A 21,901-nucleotide genomic window follows, 5' to 3' on the forward strand; every position below is an offset into this window, starting at 1 on the left:
AACCGCCCATGAAACATGTCGCATCCGCCATCGACGAACCGCTCTGGCGCGAGATCGCCTATGGCGATCCGGCCCTGCTGTTGCGCCGTTTCACCGGCCTCAGGGACCTGACCTTTCTCGATAGCGCGCTTCAGCAAAGCGAGCTCGGCCGCTATTCCTATATTGCGGCCGACCCCTTCGAGACCTTTACGCTGGCGGAAGGCGAGAGCGGCGAGGCAGCACTCGCCCGGCTCGACCGCCGCCTCAAGCGCTGGAAGCTCGAGCGCGTCGCGGGGCTGCCGCCTTTCCAGGGCGGTTTCGCCGGCTATATCGCCTATGAGTTCGCCCGCCTGCTCGAACCGCATATCATGGCGAAGACGCCGCCGCCCGACATCCCGCCGGTCACCCTGCACGCCTATGACACAATCGTCGCATTCGACCATCAGACGCGGCAATGCTGGATCATCTCGACCGGTTTTCCCGAGACCGAGCCGCAAGCGCGCATCGCCCGCGCCGAAGAGCGCCTCGCCGAATTCGAAGCCTTGTGCCTCAAGCCTCTGCCGGCGCTCTCGGGAAGCAATTTCATCGCCGGCTGGCAATCGAACTTCACCCGCGATGCCTATGAAGCAGCGGTCCAGCGCACCATCGACTATGTCCTGGCCGGCGACATCTTCCAGGCGAATATCTCGCAGCGCTTCTCCGCCGCCATTCCCGCCGATTTCGAACCGCTGCGCTATTATCTCGCTTTGCGCGAGCGCAATCCCGCGACCTTCGGCGCTTTTCTCGATTACGGCGCGGTCAGGATCGCGTCGAGCTCGCCCGAGCGCTTGATGAGTTTCGACGGCGTGACCGCCGAGGCGCGTCCGATCAAGGGCACCAGGCGGCGCGATGCGGATCAAAGCATCGATGCCGAGCTCAAGGCCGAGCTTCTCGCCAGCCGCAAGGACCGCGCCGAGAATGTGATGATCGTCGATCTCCTGCGCAACGATCTCTCGCGTGTCTCGGAGCCGGGTTCCGTGCAAGTGCCGGTGCTCTGCGGCCTCGAATCCTACGCGTCCGTGCACCATCTGACTTCCGTCGTCACCGGGAGACTCGCCAAGGGCAAGAGCCGCGGCGATCTCATTGCCGCGTGCTTCCCCGGCGGCTCGATCACCGGCGCGCCCAAGATCCGCGCCCAGGAGATCATCGCCGAGATCGAGCGGCTGCCGCGCAACATCTATTGCGGCTCGATCGGTTTCCTGAGCTTCACCGGCCATATGGACCTCAACATCGCCATCCGCACCGTCCTCTTCCATGACGGGCGCGCCTCCTTCCAGGGCGGCGGCGGCATCACCGCGAAGTCGCAGCCTTCCGATGAGTATGAAGAGACCTTGGCGAAGATCACTCGCATCGCCGCGAGTTTCGAGGGTGCATCATGATCCTCGTCATCGATAACTATGATTCCTTCGTCCACAATGTGACGCGCTATTTGCGCGAGCTCGGCGCCGAGGCGCAAGTGAAGCGCAATGACGCGCTCTCCTCAGGCGCCATCAAGGATGATGTGAAGGGCATCGTGATCTCGCCCGGGCCATGCACGCCCAACGAGGCCGGCATTTCGCTCGATGTCGTGCGCAAGCTTTCGGGTAAAATTCCCATTCTCGGCATCTGCCTCGGCCATCAATGCATTGGCGAGGCCTTTGGCGGCAACATCGCGCGCGCCAAACGCCCGATGCATGGCGAGGCCTCGGCCATCCGCCATGCGGGGGCGGGCGTGCTTTCAGGCGTTCCCGACGGCTTCAATGCCGGACGCTATCACTCCCTCATCGTCGAGCTGTCGGGCGACGAGCCCTTGACGGTCACCGCGCGTTCCGAGGATGGCGAGATCATGGGCGTCGAGCACAAGACCCATCCGACTTTCGGCGTGCAGTTCCATCCCGAATCGGTGCTCACCGAGCATGGCTATGACATCTTGCGCAATTTCCTGAAGAGGACGCCGTGAGCGCCACGGTCTGGTTCAACGGGAAGATCGTCAAGGACGCGCTCTCTGTCGATCCGGCGGACCGCGGATTGCTGCTGGGCGACGGGATATTCGAGACGCTTGCCGTCTTCAACCGCACCGCCGTCTGGCTCGATGATCATCTCGACCGGATGATGGCGGGCGCCATAACGCTCGGCCTGCCGCCCGACCGTCTCATCGTCGCGGATGGAGTGGCGCAAGTGCTGGAGCATGCCCCGGCTCCGCACGGCATTTTGCGCATCACCTTGACGCGAGGGCCGGGCCTGCGTGGTCTCGCGGCAGAAACGCGTCAACCGAGCCTTCTGATCGCGCACGCGCCCTGGACGAGCGACATGCTCTTCACCCCGGCTATGCTCTCGACCTCCTCGATCAGACGCAACGAGACATCCCCCGCCTCACGGCTCAAGACGCTCTCTTATATCGACAACATCATCGCGGCGCGCGAGGCCGCCGCCATCCATTGCGATGATGCGCTTTTTCTCAATCATCAGGGTCTTGTCGCCTCGACCACGATTGCCAATATTTTCATCCTGCGCGACGGCTGGATCGCGACACCGCGGACCAGCGACGGCGTGCTCGCCGGCATTACGCGCAGAAAGCTCCTCGAGCTTCCGCGAGCCGAGGAACGGCCGGTGACGCCGGCAGAACTGTTGAGTGCCGATGCCGTCTTTCTCACCAACAGCCTGCGTCTGATCCGTCCGGTCCATTCCCTCGATGGCCAGCCGCTCGGCCGCGATGACGTAGCGCTTGCCGGCTACTTCGACACGCTCTGCCTCAGGATTGCCGAAGAATCGGGTGTCGATCCACGGGCGGTGGATTGACCTTGTCAGGCCATGGCCCGGGGATTAGGTTCCCAGCAACAAGCGCAAGGATGAGGCCGTCATGAAATTCTTCGTCGATACCGCCGAAATCAAGGATATCAAGGAACTCGCCGCCACCGGCCTTCTCGATGGCGTGACCACCAACCCCTCCCTCGTTGCCAAATCCGGCCGCGATTTCAAGGAAGTAATCGCCGAGATCTGCAATGCGGTCGAAGGCCCGGTCTCGGCCGAGGTGACGGCGCTCGAAGCCGACGCCATGATCGAGGAGGGCAGGAAGCTCGCCAAGATCGCCAAGAATGTCGCGGTCAAGGTGCCCCTCACCTTGGACGGGCTCAAGGCTTGCCGCACGCTGACCCAGGCCGGCACGATGGTGAATGTGACGCTGTGCTTCAGCGCCAACCAGGCGCTGCTCGCCGCCAAATCCGGCGCCACCTTCATCTCGCCCTTCATCGGCCGCCTCGACGACATCAATATCGACGGCATGGAGCTCATCCGCGAGATCCGCCAGATCTACGACAATTACGATTACACCACCGAGATCCTGGCCGCTTCGATCCGCAGCGCCAATCACGTGAAGGAAGCGGCTCTCGCCGGCGCCGATGTGGCGACTGTGCCGCCGGCGGTGCTGAAAGGCCTGGTCAAGCACCCGCTGACCGACAAAGGTATCGAGTCCTTCCTTGCCGACTGGAAGAAGACCGGCCAGAAGATTTGAACTTTCGATCAACCATTCGGCTATAGTCTCCGCCTATGGCCGAAGCACCCGATCTCGAGCTCTTCCATGCCGCGCCGGAAACGGCCAAGACGGTCGCGGCATGGCTTGCCTATTTCAAGACCGAGCGGCGCTCGTCCGACCACACGCTCGCCGCCTATGGCCGGGACATCGGCCAGTTCATGGCCTTCCTTGCCGATCATCTGGGTGGCGCGCCGACGCTCACCGATCTGGCAAGCCTCACGCCGTCCGACTTCCGCGCCTTCCTCGCACGCCGGCGCAATAAGGGGAGCGGCAGCCGCACGCTCGCCCGCCAGCTTTCCGCCATCCGCAGCTACTTCCGCTTCCTCGAGCGGCGCAAGATCCTGAGCAATGCCGCCTTGAGCGTGCTGCGCGCGCCCAAGATCCCGCATGCCGTGCCGAAGCCCGTCACGCCCGCAGCGGCCCGCGAGCTGATCAAGGCCGACACGCTGAGCAGCGAGGAGACACCGGCCTGGGTGCTCGCCCGCGATGCCGCCGTGCTCACATTGCTCTATGGCTGCGGCCTGCGCATTTCCGAAGCGTTGGGCCTGACGCCGCAGGCGGTGAACCACGATCCCTTGACCATCATCGGCAAGGGCGGCAAGGCGCGCATCGTGCCGGTCTTGCCGGTGGCGCGTCAGGCGATCGAGCGCTATCTCGATCTTTGCCCCTTGGCGCTCGATTCACGCGCGCCGATGTTCCGGGGCGTGAAAGGCGGCCCGCTCAATGCCCGCAACATCCAGCTCCTGATCGCCCGGTTGCGCGGCGCGCTCGGGCTTCCCGAAAGCGCCACGCCGCACGCCTTGCGTCATTCCTTCGCCAGCCACCTCCTCGCCGGCGGCGCCGATCTGCGCACCATACAGGAGCTTCTCGGCCATTCCTCGCTTTCGACCACGCAGGTCTATACCGAGGTCGACACCTCGCATCTCCTCGCGCAATATGCCAAGGCGCATCCCAGGGCATGATGCTCACGCGTATTCTGATTGCAACGACGGCCTTCTTCGGTTTCGCGGGCTTGGCGCTGGCGGGCGAACCGCCGGAATGTTCGGGCAAGGACATTTTGCCGGATCTTGTAGTTTCGGCCCCCAAGCTCGCCGACAGGCTGGCATCGGCCGAACGGACCATTCCCAATGGGCAGGCGATTCTTTGGCGGATCACAGACAAGAGCGGGAAGGCCGCCCCATCTTATTTATTTGGCACGTTTCCTGTCACGAGCACCAAGATACACGCCTTGCCGGCCGAGGCGCGCAACGCGATTGAGCGCGCCAGTGTTGTCGCCCTGCAATTGAGAGAGATCGTCGAACCCAATGCATTCAGACTCGCTTTCGCTCGCCATTCCCGCTTGATGATGATGCCGAACGGCAGGAATATGTGGGATCTTATCCCCGACGTAGATGAAGGCTTTATAAGGTCGGCGCCCCAGATAACACCGGATCAGATAGCGGGGATGAGCGCCGTCCAGCCTTGGGTGCTGACATACTCTTTGGCCTTTCCGATGTGCGAGCTCGAGAGGCTGCGGGTCGACTTACCGACTCTCGATCGGTCAATCGGGCAGATGGCCCTGGCGCGAAAGATCCCTCTGGTTGGGCTGGAGAGGGTCGAGGAAATGATGGCGGCATTCGCCAGCGAGCCGCTTGATAGCCAGGCCCGATATCTCGTCGCCACTGCAAAGTTTGGCGACCGGCTTGCTGACTGGATGGAAACCCACGAACAGCTCTATCTGGCGCGCAGAATATCGAGCCTCCGGGTTCTTTCGACACAGGGCTTCCCGACTGATCGACCCGATCCGGCAAGACTGGCCTTCTTCGAAGAGCTCCTGAACCAGCGCAATCGAAGCACGGTGGAGCGTGCGCTCCCACTCATTGTCAAAGGCAATGCCTTCATTGTCGTGAGCACAATGCGTCTGCCGGGCGACCAAGGTCTGGTGGAACTTTTCCGCAAAGCGGGCTACGAGGTAACACCGGTCAATTGATCTGTCCATAATGGTCGACACCTCGCATCTCCTCGCGCAATGTGCCAAGGCGCATCCTCGCGCCTGACTTTGGCTAGTATCGCTGCGTATAGCGAAAGACGAGATCGCCCTCGTCCTGCTTTTGCGCGGAAGGGTCCAGGACGCCGCCCAAACGCTTCGCGACGGCGACTGAACGGATATTGTTCGGGTCGACATAGCTGACAAGGGTGGTCACTTTGAGCTCGCTGAACGCCCAGCCCAGCAGGGCTCCGGCAGCTTCCGTTATGTATCCGTTGCCTTCATATTCTTCGTAAACCTGCCAGCCGAGCTCACGTTCGGGAAAAAGCGGACCGTGATTTATCTCGACCTGGCCGACGCATGCTCCAGTTGAACGAAGTTCAACCGACAAGCCGCCATGGCCGGCCAGATGCCAAAGAGCAACTTCATGACAGAACAGACCCCAGGCAGCTGCCGTGTCGAAAGGCCCGCCCATATATTCCGAACGCGAAGAGGCCATCAACTTCGCATATTCGGCAAAGTCATCAAGAACGATAGGACGCAGCCTGAGTCGCTCGGTTGTAAGCGTGGGAGCAGTACCCGGAATCGGAAGTTGATGTGTTGCCATACCTATTACCAATGTCTTGTGGAGCTTTTCCGCGCGGCAGGCTACGAAAGTAATGGACGTCAACCAATCTCCCACTATGCCCGTCACACCCGATCCCGTCTATTCCGATACCGAATTGCCGAAACAGACAGCGGTCGCCGTCATCGGCGGCGGCATCATCGGCACGGCGACGGCGCTCGAGCTCGCCGAGCGCGGCGTCGATGTGACGCTGATCGAGAAAGGCGTCATCGCCGGCGAGCAATCGAGCCGCAATTGGGGCTGGTGCCGGCAGGCGAATCGCGACATCCGAGAGATTCCGCTGATCCTGGTGGCGCTCAATGCCTGGCGCGGCATGAATGAGCGCATCGGCGCCGAGACCGGCTTCCGCCAATGCGGCATCATCTATCTCTGCGAGACCGATGAAGAATTGGCGACACGAGAGAAGTGGTATGAGAAGAACGCGCGCCCGTTCAATCTCGCGACCCGCATCGTCTCGGGCGCGGAGGCAGCCGAGCTCCAGCCCGGCTCCACTCGACGGTGGAAAGGCGCACTCTTCTCGTTTGCCGACGGCCGTGCCGAGCCGTTCATGGCCGCACCCGCCATCGCCCATGGTGCGCGCAAGAAGGGCGCCAAGATCCTCACCCAATGCGCCGTGCGCGGAGTTGAAACCTCTGCCGGCAGGATATCGGCCGTCGTCACCGAGAAGGGCCGCATCGCCTGCGACACGGTCGTGCTCGCGGGCGGCGCCTGGTCGCGCCGCTTCCTCGGCAATCTCGACATCCCCTTCCCGCAATTGAGCGTGGTCAATTCGGTGATGCGCTCGAAGCCCATCGAGACACCGCTCGAACGCTCCTGCTCGGCCGGCAAATTCTCGCTCCGCAGGCGCCATGATGGTGGCTACACGATCGCCCACCGGCATCTGTCGGTCGCCGATATCGTGCCCGATTCCTTCCGCCTGTTCCGCGAATTCCTGCCCGCGCTCAAGGTCGACTGGAGCGGCTTGCGCCTGAGGTTAGGCCAGCGCTTCCTCGACGAGGCCCGGCTCAAGCGCCGTTGGGCGCTCGATGAGAGGTCGCCCTTCGAAGAAGTGCGCATCCTCGATCCCGAGCCCGTCATCTCGATCCTCAATGAGGCGGCGGCGAGCCTCAAGGACTATTTCCCCGTCTTCCGCGACATGGAGATCGCCGATCGTTGGGCCGGCGTCATCGATGCGACGCCCGATGCGGTGCCGGTAATGTCGCCGATCGCGAAATTGCCGGGACTCTTCCTGGCTTCGGGCTTCTCCGGCCATGGTTTTGGGCTCGGTCCCGGCGCCGGCAAGCTCACGGCCGATCTCGTCACCGGCTCGACGCCTTGCGTCGACCCGGAGCCCTTCCGCTATTCGCGCTATTTCGACGGCACCAACCCGCAGCCGACGACGGGGTTGTAGAGGATCGCGCCGGCGCCCCGCCTGGATACAGGGTAAATACAGGGAAAATCGCGAAAATGCGCCTCCGAGGCCCGGGGATTCTGTGGAATAGCCCAATGATTCCTATGGCCTGCGGTGAAAAATGGCCGCCCATGGAGCAGGGAAACACCGAGGCGATTTACGAGTATATCGCTCTTCCCGCGGCGCACACTCTCTCATCCGTCACCCCGACGAAATTAGTAGCGAACGACTTGCCTTACGAATGGATCGCGCGGCCCGCGACGGCGAGTGCCGCTTCCTTCACGGCTTCGGCGAGTGTCGGATGGGCATGGCAGGTGCGCGCCAGGTCTTCGGCCGAACCGCCGAACTCCATCAGCACCGCCACTTCATGGATGAGCTCGCCCGCTTGCGGGCCCAAAATATGGGCGCCCAATACGCGGTCGGTCTTGGCATCGGCGAGGATCTTCACGAAGCCGTCGGTCGTCTGATTGGCCTTGGCGCGGCCATTGGCGAGGAACAGGAATTTGCCGGCCTTGTAGTCGATGCCCTCGGCCTTGAGCTCTTCCTCGGTCTTGCCGACCGCCGCGATCTCGGGCGAGGTGTAGACGACGCTCGGTATGACGTCATAGTTCACGTGACCGGCTTGCCCTGCGAGCAATTCCGCCAGCGCGACGCCTTCGTCCTCGCCCTTATGCGCCAGCATGGGGCCGCGAATGACATCGCCGATCGCATAGATACCGGGCACATTCGTTTCGAAATGCGCTCCCACCTCGATGCGGCCCTTGGCGTCGCGCTTGACACCCGCCTCCTCGAGGCCGAGGCCGTTCGTGTAAGGCACGCGCCCGATGGCGAGAAGGACCGTATCGGCCTCGATCGTCTCAGCTGTGCCGCCCGCCGCCGGCTCGACGGTGAGCTTGACCTTGGTCTTCCCCTTCTCCGCTCCCGTTACCTTGCTCGCGAGCTTGAAGGCGACACCTTGCTTGGTGAGGAGGCGCTGGAAATTCTTGGCCGTCTCGAGATCCATGCCGGGCAGGATGCGGTCGAGATATTCGATCACCGTGACCTTGGCGCCGAGCCTCGACCAGACCGAGCCGAGCTCGAGCCCGATCACGCCGGCGCCGATCACCACGAGATTTTCCGGCACCTTCTCGAGCATGAGCGCACCGGTCGAGGACACGATCTGCTTTTCGTCGATCTCGACGCCCTTGAGGCCGGCGACATCGGAGCCCGTCGCGATGACGATGGTCTTCGTCTCGACGATATCCTTGCCGTCGACCTGGATCTTGCCGGGGCCCAAGATCTTCGCGGTGCCGCGGATCGGCGTGATCTTGTTCTTCTTGAACAGGAAGTCGATGCCCTTGGTGTTGCCGTCGATCGCCTCCTGCTTGAATTTCAGCATCTGGCCGAGATCGAGCGAGGGTGTCACGCCGATGCCCATCTTGGCGAAGGAATGCCTGGCCTCGGCGAACAGCTCGGACGCATGCAGCAGCGCCTTGGACGGGATGCAGCCGATATTGAGGCAGGTGCCGCCATGGGTGGCGCGTTTCTCAATCACCGCCACTTTCATGCCGAGCTGGGCGGCGCGGATGGCGCACACATAGCCCGCAGGTCCGGTGCCGATGATGGTGATGTCGAAGGGGTCAGCCATTTCAGAATGCCTCACTGGGACTGGATGGCCGCCTCAAGGGCGGCCATGGAGGTCAGCGGATTAAAGATCGAGCAGCGAGCGCTGCGGGTCCTCGAGACCTTCCTTGACACGCACCAGGAAGGTGACGGCTTCCTTGCCGTCGACGATGCGGTGATCATAGGAGAGGGCGAGATACATCATCGGGCGGATCACCACTTGGCCGCCCATCGCCATCGGCCGTTCCTGGATCTTGTGCATGCCGAGGATGCCCGATTGCGGCGCGTTGAGGATCGGCGTCGACATCAACGAACCATAGACGCCGCCATTCGAGATGGTGAAGGTGCCGCCCTGCATCTCGGCGATCTGCAACTGCCCGTCGCGCGCCCTCTTGCCGAAGTCGTTGATCGTCTTTTCGATCTGGGCGAAGGACAGCCGGTCGGCATCGCGCACCACCGGGACGACGAGACCTTTCTCGGTGCCGACCGCGACGCCGATGTGATAGTAGTTCTTGTAGACGATGTCATCGCCGTCGATCTCGGCATTGACGGCGGGGATCTCCTTCAGCGCATGGACGACCGCCTTCACGAAGAAGCTCATGAAGCCGAGCTTAACGCCATGCTTCTTCTCGAACAGTTCCTTGTATTGATTGCGCAGCGCCATGACATCGGTCATGTCCACCTCGTTGAAGGTGGTAAGCATCGCGGCGGTATTCTGCGCGTCCTTGAGGCGGCGCGCGATCGTCAGGCGGAGCCTCGACATGCGTACGCGCTCCTCGCGCTCGGCATCGGCCTGGGGCGACGGAGCCCTGGGCGCCGAAGGCTGCGGCGGTGCCACCGGCGGCAACTGGATCGCGGGCGGCGGCGCAGGCTTCGCAACCTCCGCCAGCACATCGCCCTTGGTGAGACGGCCATCCTTGCCGGTGCCGGCAATGGCGCCGGGATCGAGCCTGTTCTCCTCGACGATCTTGCGCACTGCCGGCGACAAAGGCTTGGCCTCGCCGCTTACGGGCTGAGCCTGAGGCTCGGCCACTTTCTTCGGTTCTTCGGCTTTCGCAAGTCTCGCCTCGGCCTTGGGCGCGACGGCAGCGGCAGCACCCTCCTCGATCGCGCCGAGCAACGCGCCGACATTCACGGTCTGGCCGGGCTGAGCCGCGACGGACGACAGGACGCCCGAGGCCGGCGCCGGCACTTCCACCGTCACCTTGTCGGTCTCGAGCTCGACCAGCGGCTCATCCGCCTTCACCGCATCGCCTTGCGTCTTGAACCATTTGCCGATCGTCGCCTCGGTGACCGATTCACCGAGCTGCGGGACGCGGATTTCCTTTGCCATGGCCTGTCCTGTTTTTCCCGTCGTTAGGATCGGAACACCAGCGCGTCGTCGAGAAGCGCTTTCAGTTCCTTTTGATGCTTGGTCATCAGGCCCGTCGCGGTGGCGGCCGATGCGGCGCGGCCCACATAGCGCGGTCTGCGGTGCTGAGCATTGATGAAGTCGAGAGCGCGCTCGATGCCGGGCTGGACGAAGGTCCAGGCGCCCATATTCTGCGGCTCTTCCTGGCACCACACCATCTCGGCCTGCTTGAAGCGGCCAAGTTCCTGGATGAGCGCCTTGTGCGGCCAGGGATAGAGCTGCTCGACGCGGAGCAGATAGACGTCCTTGATCCCGCGCTTCTCGCGCTCTTCATAAAGGTCGTAATAGACCTTGCCGGAGCACAGCACCACGCGCCGGATCTGGTCGTCGGCGACGAGCCCGCCGCCATATTGCGCATCGTCCCACAGGAGACGATGGAAATAGGTTTCGGGCCCCATTTCCGAAAGCTGCGAGACGACCCGTTTGTGGCGCAGCAGCGACTTGGGCGTCATCAGGATGAGCGGCTTGCGGATGTCGCGCTTGAGCTGGCGCCTGAGGATATGGAAGTAATTGGCGGGCGTCGTACAGTTCGCCACTTGCATATTGTCCTCGGCGCACATCTGCAGATAGCGCTCGAGCCGGGCCGAGGAATGTTCCGGCCCCTGGCCCTCATAGCCATGCGGCAGGAGGCAGACGAGGCCCGACATGCGCAGCCATTTGCGCTCGCCCGAGGACAGGAACTGGTCGAACACCACTTGCGCGCCATTGGCGAAGTCGCCGAACTGCGCCTCCCACAGCACCAGCGTGTTGGGCTCGGCCAGCGAATAGCCATATTCGAAGCCGAGCACCGCCTCTTCCGACAGCATCGAATTGATCACATTGATCTTGACCGTCTGATGCTTGACGAGATGGTTGAGCGGCGTGAAGCGCTTTTCCGTCTCCTGGTCGACCAGCACCGCATGGCGCTGCGAGAAGGTGCCGCGCTGCACGTCCTGGCCCGAGAGCCTGACCGGAAAACCTTCCTGCAACAGTGCGCCGAAAGCGAGCTGCTCGGCCATCGCCCAGTCGATGCCCTGGCCCTCCTCGATCGTCTTGCGCCTTGCGTCGAGCACACGCTGCAAGGTGCGGTGCGGCTTGAAACTCTTCGGCACCTTGGTGAGCTTGAGGCCGATCTCCTTGAGCTTGGTGAGATCATAGCCGGTCTGGCCGCGGCGCGGATCGTCATGATCCTTGGCGTAGCTCAGATGCGCCCAGCGCCCGTCGAGCCAGTCGGCCTTGTTGGCGCGATAGGATTCCGACGCCGAGAAATCGTCGTCGAGCCGGCGGCGGTATTCGGCCTTCATCTGGTCGAACTGCTCGGGCGTGAGCACGCCCCCGTCGATGAGCCGCTTGCCATAGAGCGCCACCACCGTCTGATGCGCGGCGATGCGCTTGTACATCAGGGGCTGGGTGAAGGACGGCTCGTCCGATTCATTGTGGCCGAAGCGGCGGTAGCAGAACAAATCGATGACCACCGGCTTCCTGAACTTCTGGCGAAACTCGATGGCGATCTTGGCCGCGAACACCACCGCTTCCGGATCATCGCCATTCACATGGAAGATCGGCGCCTCGATCATCTTGGCGACGTCCGATGGATAGGGCGAGGAGCGCGCCCAGAACGGGCTGGTGGTGAAGCCGATCTGGTTGTTGACGATGAAATGGACAGAGCCGCCGGAGCGGTGGCCCCTGAGGCCCGACAGGCCGAAACATTCCGCCACCACGCCCTGGCCGGCGAAGGCCGCATCGCCGTGGATGATGAGCGGCAGCACGCTGGTGCGCTCCTTGTCGCCGCGCTGGTCCTGCTTGGCGCGCGCCTTGCCGAGCACGACGGGATCGACGATCTCGAGATGGGACGGATTGGCGGTAAGCGAGAGATGCACGCGGTTGCCGTCGAACTCGCGGTCCGACGACGAGCCCAGATGGTATTTGACGTCGCCCGAGCCTTCGACCTCGTCAGGCGTCGACGATCCGCCCTTGAATTCATGGAAGATCGCCGAGAACGGCTTTTTCATCAGATTGGCGAGCACATTGAGGCGGCCGCGATGCGCCATGCCGAGCACGATCTCCTGGAGGCCGAGCTGGCCGCCGCGCTTGATGATCTGCTCGAGCGCCGGGATCATCGATTCGGCGCCATCGAGGCCGAAGCGCTTGGTGCCGGTATATTTCACATTGAGGAAGTGCTCGAAGCCTTCCGCGGCGATGAGCCGGTTGAGGATGGCGGTCTTGCCCTCGGGCGTGAAGGTGATCTCCTTGTCCGGACCTTCGATGCGCTCCTGGATCCAGGCCTTCTGGTCGGGATCCGAAATATGCATGAATTCGACGCCGATCGTATTGCAGTAGGTGCGCTGCAGGATGTCGACCATTTGCCGGATCGTCGCCTGCTCCAGCCCCAGGACCTTGTCGATGAAGATCGGGCGGTCGAGATCGGCCTCGGTGAAACCGTAGGATTTCGGATCGAGCTCGGGCTGGGGAATGGGCTCGCGCAACCGCAACGGATCGAGATCGGCGGCGAGATGGCCGCGCATGCGGTAGGCGCGGATCATCATCAGCGCGCGGACCGAGTCCATCGTCGCCTTGCGCACTTCCTCGATGGTGAGGGCCTGGCCCTTGTCCTTCGCCTTGGCGGCGATCTTGGCGCCGACTTGCGCCTCGGCCGCCGGCCAGTTCGAATCGAAGGCCGAGATCAGCTCGCCATTCTGAGCCTGCGGCCAGTCGGGCCTCGCCCAGGACGGGCCTTTGAGCTGCTTCTTCGCGGCGTCCTTGTCGTCGGCGAGGGTCGAGAAGAACTGCCGCCAAGCCGGATCGACGGATGCCGGACTCTCGAGGTATTTCGCGTAGAGCTGCTCGATGAACTGGGCGTTGCCGCCATAAAGGAAGGAAGTTTGTTCGAACGCGGTCGTCAGATCAGTCTTGTTCATTTCCATCAAGAACCGGGAACCCTGTCCGGCCCTCCTTATGTCAACATAGAACTCATCACTTGCCTTTCAAGACACGCTTTAATGTCTTTCCAAGGGCGGCGGGGGAATCCGATATGGCGATGCCCGCGTGCTTCATCGCTTCGATCTTCGTCTCGGCCTTGCCTTTGCCGCCCGAGATGATGGCGCCGGCATGGCCCATGCGCCGTCCGGGCGGTGCCGTGCGCCCGGCAATGAAGCCGACCATGGGTTTCTTAACTTTCGATTTACGGATGAATTCCGCCGCGTCCTCCTCGGCGGAACCGCCGATCTCGCCGATCATGATGATCGATTCCGTCTCTGGGTCGCTCAAGAACATCTCGAGCACATCGATGAATTCGGTGCCCTTCACCGGGTCGCCGCCAATGCCGACGGCGGTCGTCTGGCCGAGGCCCTCCTGCGTCGTCTGGAACACCGCCTCATAAGTGAGGGTGCCCGAGCGCGACACGATGCCGACCGAGCCCTTCTTGAAGATATTGCCCGGCATGATGCCGATCTTGCACTCACCCGGCGTCAGGATGCCCGGGCAGTTGGGCCCGACGAGGCGCGATTTCGAGCCCGAGAGCGCCCGTTTCACCTTGACCATGTCCATGACCGGAATGCCCTCGGTGATGCAGACGATGAGCGGGATTTCGGCCTCGATCGCTTCCGAGATGGCGTCCGCCGCGAAGGCCGGCGGCACATAGATGACGGTCGCGTCGGCCCCCGTCGCGTCGCGCGCTTCGGCGACCGTGTCATAGACGGGCAGGCCGACATGGGTGATGCCGCCTTTGCCCGGCGTGACCCCCGCCACCATCTTGGTGCCGTAGGCGATCGCCTGCTCGGTATGGAACGTCCCGTTATTGCCGGTGATGCCCTGGCAGATGACCTTGGTATTCTTGCCGATCAGGATGGACATTCTGCTCCCTAAAGCCGCTTCAAATCAGTGACGGTGAGATCGCTTGTGGCGTTCCCGGTATTGAGCGTCGTCGCCGGCTCGAACATCAGCACGACCGGCTCTTTGGTGAGCGAGCGCGGCCGGTGCTCGACGCCTTTCGGCACGACGATGAAATCATTCTCGGCGAGCTCGACCGAGCCGTCGCGGAAATCGATGGCGATCCGGCCGCGCAGGACGAGGAAGGCCTCGTCTTCCTGCTCATGCGCGTGCCAGTCGAAGGCCTCGCCGAACTTCGCCACCTTGGCCTGCGCGTCGTTCACGTCACCCGCAATATGCGGATCGAAGACCTTGCTGATCTTGCGGTCGGCGGCTTCGAGGAGATTGATCGCGCGCGGGGGCATCAAACGCTCCTCGTCGGTTGCACAAAATTCCCCTCCCCCTTGCGGGCGCCTCCGACTTTCCCCCTCTCCCGTTGCGAAGCAATGGGAGAGGGTGGCCGAAGGCCGGGTGAGGGCTCTTTGCCTGCAACACGAAGGGCCTTTGAGAGCTTTGCCTGCTTTGAGAAAGAGCCCTCATCCGCCCTTCGGGCACCTTCTCCCACGCTGCGCGCGGGAGAAGGGAAAATTCGGGAGAGATGTTGATGACGCGCCATCACCCTTTCCCCACCGCTTTCACGATCTTCTGCGCCGCGTCGTCGAGATCATCGGCGGGGATCACATTGAGCTTGGAGTCGCGCAGGATCTGCTTGCCGAGCTCGACATTGGTGCCCTCGAGGCGCACGACCAGCGGCACCTTGAGGCCGACTTCCTTCACCGCCGCCACCACGCCTTCGGCGATGATGTCGCATTTCATGATGCCGCCGAAGATGTTGACCAGGATGCCCTTCACCTTGGGATCGGCGGTGATGATCTTGAACGCCGCCGCCACCTTCTCCTTTGAGGCGCCCCCGCCGACATCGAGGAAGTTCGCCGGCTCCGAACCATAGAGCTTGATGATGTCCATGGTCGCCATGGCGAGGCCGGCGCCGTTCACCATGCAGCCGATCGTCCCGTCGAGCGCGACATAGGAGAGATCGAATTTCGACGCCTCGATCTCCTTGGGATCCTCTTCGCTGAGATCGCGCAGTTCCTTGATGTCGGGATGGCGGTCGAGCGCGTTGCTGTCGAAATTGATCTTGGCGTCGAGGCAGAGGATGTCGCCGGCCTTGGTGACGATCAGCGGATTGATCTCGAGCAGGCTCATATCTTTGTCGACGAAGGCGCGATACAAGTCGGAGACGAGCTTGGCGAGCTGCTTCTGTTGCGGGCCACCTAAGGGCAGCTTCAGCGCCTTGGCGATCGAGCGCACGTGATGCGGGCAGATATTGGTGGCGGGATCGATCGAGACGGTGACGATCTTCTCCGGCGTGTCATGCGCCACTTTCTCGATATCCATGCCGCCTTCGGTCGAGACGACGAAAGCGAGCCGGGAAGTCTCGCGGTCGACGAGGAGCGCCAGGTAGAACTCCTTGTCGATGGCCGAGCCCTCTTCGACATAGAGCCGCTGCACCACCTTGCCCTGAGGCCCCGTCTGATGGGTGACGAGCGTCGAGCCCAGGAGCCGCTTGGCTTCGCTCTTCACGTCATCGAGGGATTTGACCACCTTGACGCCGCCGGCCTTGCCGCGGCCGCCGGCATGGATCTGCGCCTTGACCACCCAGACCGGGCCGCCCTGCTCCTGCGCCACCTTCACCGCCTCATCGACCGTGAAGGCGGGAAGGCCTTTCGCCACCGGCACGCCATAGGCCTTGAGAACCTGCTTGGCCTGATATTCGTGAATGTTCATGGCCGCTCTCTTCTTTCAGTCACGTCACGCGAGATCGGGGGCGATCTTCTTCGCCGCGTCCATCAGGCTCTTCACCGCATCGACCGACTTCTTGAATGCGATCTTCTCTTCCGAATCGAGCCTGATCTCGACGATGCGCTCGACGCCGTTGGCGCCGATCACCACCGGCACGCCGACATAGAGATTATCGACGCCATATTGTCCGTTGAGCTGGGCGGCGCAGGGCAGCACGCGCTTCTTGTCCTTGAGATAGGAATCGGCCATCGCGATCGCCGACGTCGCGGGCGCATAATAGGCCGAGCCCGTCTTGAGCAGGCCGACGATCTCGGCCCCGCCGTCGCGGGTGCGCTGCACGATCTGGTCGATGCGCTGCTGCGTCGTCCATTTCATCTGGACGAGATCGGGCACCGGGATGCCGGCCACCGTCGAATAGCGCGTCAGCGGCACCATCGAGTCGCCATGGCCGCCGAGCACGAAACCGGTCACGTCCTCGACCGACACGTTGAACTCCTCGGCGAGGAAATGCCGGAAGCGGGCGGAATCGAGCACGCCCGCCATGCCGACCACCTTATTGGCGGGAAGATTGGAATATTTCTGCAAGGCCCAGACCATCACGTCGAGCGGGTTGGTGATGCAGATGACGAAGGCCTTGGGCGCGTATTTGGCGATGCCGGCGCCGACCTGCGCCATGACCTTGAGATTGATCTCGAGCAGGTCGTCGCGGCTCATGCCGGGCTTGCGCGGCACGCCCGCCGTGACGATCACCACATCGGCGCCCTCGATCGCTTCATATCTGTTGGTGCCGGAAAGCTTGGCATCGAACCCTTCGACCGGGCCGGATTGCGCGATATCGAGCGATTTTCCCTGCGGCAGGCCCTCGGCGATGTCGAAAACCGTGATGTCGCCCAGCTCCTTCAAGGCGGCCAGATGTGCGAGAGTCCCGCCGATCATGCCACCGCCGATCAGCGCAATTTTGTTTCGTGCCATTTCGATTTCCCTGTGACGCGCAGGTCAACGCGTTCCCCAGAGATCACGCGCGCCCTTTCGCAGTGCAAAAGCGACGCAAGCTGTACTCCCCCGGCGTGACAGCATCAAGACTTGATTCCTGACCAAAACGTCAAGTTTCGACGATTTTTGCACCCCACCAGGAGGCGGACTGCATTTCCTTGAGGCGCGAAACCGTACGCGCGAATTCCTTAATGTGATGGCCCTCGCTGTAGAGCGCCTCGGGGGGTGCTGCGGCCGAGGCAACGAGCCGGGTACGCCCGTCATAGAGCGTGTCGATCATCAGGATGAAACGCTTCGACGGATTGCGGTAGCGGGGCGTCAGGACGGGGATGTGCTCGATGAACACCGCGCCGAAATTCCCGGCGATGGCGAGATAGTCGGGCGGCCCCAGGGGCGCCTCGCAGAGATCGGCGAAAGTGAAGCGCGCCGCGCCATGTGCCGCTTGCGGGACGGCGAGCTGCCGGCCGAGCACGTCGAGCGTCCTGGGCGCGCCCCTTTCCGTGTCGGTGAGCCTTTCCCACAATTCCTGAAGCTTGCGGTCGGCCTCGGGCGAGAGCGGATGGATGAAGGTCTCGTGTCCCTTCACCCGCCCGAGCCGGTAATCGGTCGGGCTTTGAAGCGTCACGACATCGAGCTTCTCTTCGATGAGGCGAATGAAGGGCACAAAGAGCTGGCGGTTGAGGCCGTCCGTATAGAGATCGTCGGGCTTCAGGTTGGACGTCGTCACCACCACGGTGCCGCGCGCGAAAAGGATCTCGAACAGGCGCCCGACGATCATCGCATCGGCAATATCGGCGATCTGCATCTCATCGAGGCAGAGAAGCGTCGCCTCCGCCGCGACCGCCTGCGCCACGTCCTTGAGCGGATCCTTGGAATGGCGGCGCGCCCGATGCAGACGGGCATGGATGTCCTGCATGAAGGCATGGAAATGCACGCGCCGTTTGGGCGCGACGGTCACCGCCGCATAGAACATGTCCATCAGCATGGTCTTGCCGCGCCCGACATCGCCCTGGATGTAAAGGCCTCTGGGCGCCGGGCCGTTCTCGCGTCCGATCAAACGGGCGAGGAAACCTGCGGGATGCGGGTCATAGTCTGCAAGTGCGACGGCCAGCGTGTCGAGCTTGCGCGCGACGAAGGCCTGCGCCTCGTCCGGCTTGATCGCTCCATTCTCGATCTTATGCTGATAATCCGCCCAGAACCCCATGCGGCCTTATGGCGTGCCGCGGGCCCGGGCGCAACGGGGCTCAGCTCGCGGGGCCCAAGGCCTTTGCCGGCATCTCGTCCCACGCTTCGCCGGCGGCGAGCACGCAGGCGATACCGGCCTCGTTGGTGACCACCATAGTCCAGGTGCCGGCCGGCGAAATATAGACTTCCATCATCGCTTTTTCATTGATGAGCCCCAGCGCCCGCTGGCTCTCCTGGTATTTGGCGTTCAGCACCTTGACGACTTCGTTGCGCGGCGCGCATTGCTGCTGCGGCGTTTGAGCGGAAGCCGTTGCACTCAAGGCGAACGTGCACATCGCAAAAGCGCACGCAAGTTTTGATATCCTACGCATTGGACTCTCCTTGCCTGTCGTAAAAAAGCAAGACAGGCAAATGATCTGCAAGCTAATGCGTGATGCCCTGCGAAAGTTCCTCTTTCGCCGATTTAGATTCCCGTGCGCTGCGCCAGCATCGGCGCTTCGTCCCAGGCATCGCCGGCCGCGAGAATGCAGGTGATGCCCGAGGGATCGGTCACCAGCATCGTCCACGTGCCCTTGCGCGAGAGATAGACTTCCAGCACGGCCTTCTCGTTGATGACGCGACAATGATGCGCAATCACCCTGAATGGCCCGTTCATCTGGACTTCATGCAATGCGGGAACCAAACCCGCCGAGCGGCATCTAATCACTCCGTGTGATGATGGAGAAGCCGATGGATATGCCTGCGAATGCCGCGAGCCGGCGCAAGGAAGAAAGCTTTGCCGATCAGGAGCGGCCGACACGCGCCGAGGCCGAGGCGGCGGTGCGGACGCTCATTCGCTGGGCCGGCGACAATCCGGCGCGGCCTGGCTTGAGCGATACGCCGCAACGGGTCATCCGCGCCTATGAAGAATGGTTCAGCGGCTATGACCGGGACCCGGCGACCCTTCTGCAGCGCAGCTTCGATGAGACCGGCAATTATGATCAGATGGTCGAGCTGCATGACATCCCGTTTCATTCGGTCTGCGAGCATCATCTGGCGGCGATCACCGGCAAGGCGCATGTCGCCTATTTGCCGGGCCGCCGCGTAGTGGGCATCTCGAAGCTCGCGCGGCTGGTCGATGCCTGCGCCCGCCGCCTGCAGATCCAGGAGCGCCTGACCGGCGACATCGCGTCCGCCATCGACCGTGCCCTCAGTCCCGGCGGGGTTGCCGTCGTGCTGGTGGCCGAGCATGGCTGCATGACGTCGCGCGGCATCCGCGCCCATGGCAGCCGCATGGTGACCCGGCGCATGCTGGGAGCCTTCCGGGACGATGCCGCCCTCAGGGCCGAATTCCTCTCCTCGATCGGGCGATGACGGTTTTCCGGGAACCTTTTCCATGATGGCGCATCCAATGGTAAGGAGTTAGCCATGCCGCAGCTGCAACCGGACATAAGAGCCCCTGGCGATCTGGAACTGGCCTTGCGGGCCCAGGCCCGCGATGCCGGCGCCTTCCGCGCCATCATGCGGATGCACAACCAGAAGCTCTATCGCCTGGCCCGCAGCATCATGCGCAATGACAGCGAGGCGGAAGATGTCGTCCAGGAGACCTATGTGACGGCCTTCGCCCATCTCGCCTCCTTTCGCGGCGAAGCATCGCTCGCGACATGGCTTTCCCGCATCGCCATCAACGAGGCGCTCGGCCGCTTGCGCCGGAAGCGTCGTGCCGCCACGGTGATCATGAGCGAGCCCATGAGCGATGCGCGCATCATCCCGTTTCCGCTCGCGGCGAGCGGCGACGATCCGGAGCGCACCATGGCCCAGAGACAGATCCTGAAGGTTGTCGAGCAGGCGACCGATGCTCTCCCCGATGTCTATCGCACCGTGTTCGTCGCCCGCGTGATCGAAGGCTTGAGCATCGAGGAAACCGCCGACCTCCTGCAGCTCAAGCCGCAGACGGTGAAGACCCGGCTGCATCGCGCCCGCGATCTGGTGCGCAAGCAAATCGACGAGCGTATCGGACCCATCCTGCTCGATGCCTTTCCCTTCGCCGGGCGGCGCTGCGAGCGCCTGACGGCCGCGGTGATGAAACGGCTCGGCTTCTCCGAGTGAGTCCCTTCGGGAACCTTTTCGTCCGCCCGGCATCCAATCATCGTTACTGAACACGACGCTCCGGTGGTTTCTTGTCAACCGGATGAAGGAGACTCCCATGCATATCCGACCGATTGCGGCGCTCGCCGCTTTGTGCCTCTTGGGCGCAGCCCCCCTGGCCCATTCAGCCGACAAGCCGAGCGATCCTCAGATCGCTCATATCGCCTACACCGCCGGCGTAATCGACATCGAGGCGGCGAAGCAGGCCATCGCCAAGTCCAAGAACAAGGCGGTCGTCGCCTTTGCCGAGGACATGGTGCGCGACCACGAAGAGGTCAACAAGCTGGCGCTCGCTTTGGTGACGAAGCTCAATGTCACGCCCGAGGACAACGCCACCAGCCAGTCGCTGTCGAAGGCGGCCTCCGACACGCGCGAGAAGCTCGCCAAGCTCGATGGTGCGGCCTATGACAAGGCCTATGTCGACAATGAGGTCGCCTACCACAAGCAGGTGAACGGGGCGCTCCAGACCCTGCTCATCCCTTCCGCCAGCAATGGCGAGCTCAAGAGCCTGCTCGAGACCGGCCTGAAGATCTTCCAGGGCCATGAGCAGCATGCCGAGCATGTCGCGAGCGAGATAAAATAGCGCATCGGACCGAAAAGTGGAAACCGGTTTTCGGATAATCCGATGCGCAAAGGAAACTTCATGCTCACGAGACGGCATATGCTGCTCGGGGTCGTGCTGGCGCTCCCCATCGGCGCCGGCACGGCCAAAGCGCAGACGCTCCGCGTCACCATCGACAAGATGGCCTTCTCGCCGACCGAGATCGAGGCGAAGCCAGGCGACACGATCGAATGGATCAACAATGATGTCTTCGCGCACACCGCCACGGTGAAGGGCGGCTTCGAGGTCATGCTGCCGCCGAAGAAATCAGGCAGCGTGGTCATGGAGCAGGCGGGAGCCGTCGACTATTACTGCCGCTTTCATCCCAACATGAAGGGCCGCATCGTTGTGCGACCCTGACGCTCAGATGCCGGTGCCTTGCGCCAGGGTCGGCGAGGAGTCCCAGCTATGGCCGGCGGCGATGATGCAGCTCTTGCCGCTGGCCAATGTCACCAGCATCGTCCAGGTGCCTTTCTCCGAGACATAGAGCTCGGCCGCGCCATTGGTCGAGATGAGGCCGACCGCCTGGCGGCTTTCCTGGTATTTGGTCTTGAGCTGATCGATGATCGCCGCGCGCTCGCCGCACATGGCGAATTGCGCGTGGCTTGGGGTGGTGAAGGCGAAAAGAACGGCGACGGCCATGAAAGCGGTGCGCCGGACAGACTTCGGCAACATGCAAACCTCCATCTCGGGTCCGAGACGCCGTTTGGCCGGAGGTCTTGCGCCACTATCGTCGGTCAGGCGGGCCTCGGAGCATCAAAACGACGCTCCGCGCTAGAATCATCAGACTCGCACCTAATCCTTACCGAAAGGTGAACAAGGC

At 62.8% G+C, this 21,901-nt stretch carries 23 protein-coding genes; 11 read left to right on the forward strand and 12 right to left on the reverse strand.

All coding sequences use genetic code 11. The features are described 5' to 3' along the window. Positions 1-8: 8 nt before the first annotated feature. The 6 genes from pabB (at position 9) to DS839_RS11410 (ending at position 5,498) form a co-directional block, all read left to right on the forward strand. The gene (gene pabB / locus DS839_RS11385) at positions 9-1,397 is read left to right on the forward strand and encodes an aminodeoxychorismate synthase component I (RefSeq protein ID WP_119270453.1); all 1,389 of its coding nucleotides are present in this window, start codon (positions 9-11) and stop codon (positions 1,395-1,397) included. Continuing rightward, a complete protein-coding gene (locus tag DS839_RS11390) occupies positions 1,394-1,957 on the forward strand; it encodes an anthranilate synthase component II (protein ID WP_119270454.1) in 564 nt (187 codons plus the stop codon). Before pabB ends, DS839_RS11390 begins: the two co-directional genes overlap by 4 nt. Beyond that, positions 1,954-2,796, forward strand: a complete 843-nt coding sequence (locus DS839_RS11395; protein ID WP_119270455.1) for an aminotransferase class IV — start codon at positions 1,954-1,956, stop codon at positions 2,794-2,796. The genes DS839_RS11390 and DS839_RS11395 overlap by 4 nt, the downstream gene beginning before the upstream one ends. A gap of 61 nt (positions 2,797-2,857) precedes the next feature. Continuing rightward, the gene (gene fsa, locus DS839_RS11400) at positions 2,858-3,508 is read left to right on the forward strand and encodes a fructose-6-phosphate aldolase (RefSeq protein WP_119270456.1); all 651 of its coding nucleotides are present in this window, start codon (positions 2,858-2,860) and stop codon (positions 3,506-3,508) included. A 35-nt stretch (positions 3,509-3,543) separates the two neighbouring features. Further along, positions 3,544-4,491 (forward strand): tyrosine recombinase XerC, encoded by a 948-nt coding sequence (locus DS839_RS11405; protein ID WP_119270457.1) that lies wholly within the window; start codon positions 3,544-3,546, stop codon positions 4,489-4,491. After that, a complete protein-coding gene (locus DS839_RS11410; RefSeq protein ID WP_119270458.1) occupies positions 4,488-5,498 on the forward strand; it encodes a TraB/GumN family protein in 1,011 nt (336 codons plus the stop codon). Before DS839_RS11405 ends, DS839_RS11410 begins: the two co-directional genes overlap by 4 nt. Before the next feature lie 73 nt (positions 5,499-5,571). On the opposite strand, the gene DS839_RS11415 is transcribed toward DS839_RS11410, so the two are convergent. Further along, entirely contained in the window at positions 5,572-6,102 is a 531-nt protein-coding gene (locus DS839_RS11415; protein ID WP_119270459.1) for a GNAT family N-acetyltransferase, read from the reverse strand. Positions 6,103-6,178: 76 nt separating this feature from the next. On the opposite strand from DS839_RS11415, the gene DS839_RS11420 reads away from it, so the two are divergent. After that, complete coding sequence (locus DS839_RS11420) at positions 6,179-7,510, forward strand: NAD(P)/FAD-dependent oxidoreductase (RefSeq protein WP_119270460.1); 1,332 nt, start codon at positions 6,179-6,181, stop codon at positions 7,508-7,510. A gap of 235 nt (positions 7,511-7,745) precedes the next feature. Here DS839_RS11420 and lpdA read toward each other — a convergent pair whose 3' ends face one another. The 10 genes from lpdA to DS839_RS11470 all read right to left on the reverse strand — a co-directional run bounded on the left by lpdA (position 7,746) and on the right by DS839_RS11470 (position 19,005). Further along, on the reverse strand, positions 7,746-9,137 hold the full coding sequence (gene lpdA, locus DS839_RS11425; RefSeq protein WP_119270461.1) for a dihydrolipoyl dehydrogenase: 1,392 nt from the start codon (positions 9,135-9,137) through the stop codon (positions 7,746-7,748). A gap of 60 nt (positions 9,138-9,197) precedes the next feature. After that, entirely contained in the window at positions 9,198-10,445 is a 1,248-nt protein-coding gene (gene odhB / locus DS839_RS11430) for a 2-oxoglutarate dehydrogenase complex dihydrolipoyllysine-residue succinyltransferase (RefSeq protein WP_119270462.1), read from the reverse strand. A 23-nt stretch (positions 10,446-10,468) separates the two neighbouring features. Beyond that, the gene (locus DS839_RS11435) at positions 10,469-13,420 is read right to left on the reverse strand and encodes a 2-oxoglutarate dehydrogenase E1 component (protein ID WP_119270795.1); all 2,952 of its coding nucleotides are present in this window, start codon (positions 13,418-13,420) and stop codon (positions 10,469-10,471) included. Between the two features lie 55 nt (positions 13,421-13,475). Next, on the reverse strand, positions 13,476-14,354 hold the full coding sequence (gene sucD / locus DS839_RS11440; protein ID WP_119270463.1) for a succinate--CoA ligase subunit alpha: 879 nt from the start codon (positions 14,352-14,354) through the stop codon (positions 13,476-13,478). An 8-nt stretch (positions 14,355-14,362) separates the two neighbouring features. Then, positions 14,363-14,734, reverse strand: a complete 372-nt coding sequence (locus DS839_RS11445) for a cupin domain-containing protein (protein WP_119270464.1) — start codon at positions 14,732-14,734, stop codon at positions 14,363-14,365. Positions 14,735-14,984: 250 nt separating this feature from the next. Beyond that, entirely contained in the window at positions 14,985-16,157 is a 1,173-nt protein-coding gene (sucC, locus tag DS839_RS11450; RefSeq protein ID WP_119270465.1) for an ADP-forming succinate--CoA ligase subunit beta, read from the reverse strand. A gap of 24 nt (positions 16,158-16,181) precedes the next feature. Continuing rightward, entirely contained in the window at positions 16,182-17,144 is a 963-nt protein-coding gene (gene mdh / locus DS839_RS11455; protein WP_119270466.1) for a malate dehydrogenase, read from the reverse strand. A 130-nt stretch (positions 17,145-17,274) separates the two neighbouring features. Further along, a complete protein-coding gene (gene zapE / locus DS839_RS11460) occupies positions 17,275-18,369 on the reverse strand; it encodes a cell division protein ZapE (RefSeq protein ID WP_119270467.1) in 1,095 nt (364 codons plus the stop codon). A gap of 40 nt (positions 18,370-18,409) precedes the next feature. Continuing rightward, positions 18,410-18,721 (reverse strand): hypothetical protein, encoded by a 312-nt coding sequence (locus tag DS839_RS11465; protein ID WP_162918455.1) that lies wholly within the window; start codon positions 18,719-18,721, stop codon positions 18,410-18,412. A gap of 92 nt (positions 18,722-18,813) precedes the next feature. Beyond that, entirely contained in the window at positions 18,814-19,005 is a 192-nt protein-coding gene (locus tag DS839_RS11470) for a hypothetical protein (RefSeq protein ID WP_119270469.1), read from the reverse strand. Positions 19,006-19,079: 74 nt separating this feature from the next. On the opposite strand from DS839_RS11470, the gene folE reads away from it, so the two are divergent. The 4 genes from folE to DS839_RS11490 all read left to right on the forward strand — a co-directional run bounded on the left by folE (position 19,080) and on the right by DS839_RS11490 (position 21,438). Then, complete coding sequence (gene folE, locus DS839_RS11475; protein WP_498063228.1) at positions 19,080-19,703, forward strand: GTP cyclohydrolase I FolE; 624 nt, start codon at positions 19,080-19,082, stop codon at positions 19,701-19,703. Between the two features lie 54 nt (positions 19,704-19,757). Continuing rightward, positions 19,758-20,438 (forward strand): RNA polymerase sigma factor, encoded by a 681-nt coding sequence (locus DS839_RS11480; protein WP_119270470.1) that lies wholly within the window; start codon positions 19,758-19,760, stop codon positions 20,436-20,438. A 97-nt stretch (positions 20,439-20,535) separates the two neighbouring features. Then, positions 20,536-21,060 carry a DUF4142 domain-containing protein gene (locus DS839_RS11485; protein ID WP_119270471.1) on the forward strand — a complete coding sequence of 175 codons (525 nt, stop codon included), beginning with the start codon at positions 20,536-20,538 and terminating at the stop codon, positions 21,058-21,060. A gap of 60 nt (positions 21,061-21,120) precedes the next feature. Continuing rightward, positions 21,121-21,438, forward strand: coding sequence for a cupredoxin domain-containing protein (locus DS839_RS11490; protein ID WP_119270797.1), 318 nt, complete (start codon positions 21,121-21,123; stop codon positions 21,436-21,438). Positions 21,439-21,441: 3 nt separating this feature from the next. Here DS839_RS11490 and DS839_RS11495 read toward each other — a convergent pair whose 3' ends face one another. Continuing rightward, positions 21,442-21,753, reverse strand: a complete 312-nt coding sequence (locus tag DS839_RS11495; protein ID WP_119270472.1) for a hypothetical protein — start codon at positions 21,751-21,753, stop codon at positions 21,442-21,444. Positions 21,754-21,901: the final 148 nt, after the last annotated feature.

It is taken from the genome of Taklimakanibacter deserti (assembly GCA_003574785.1).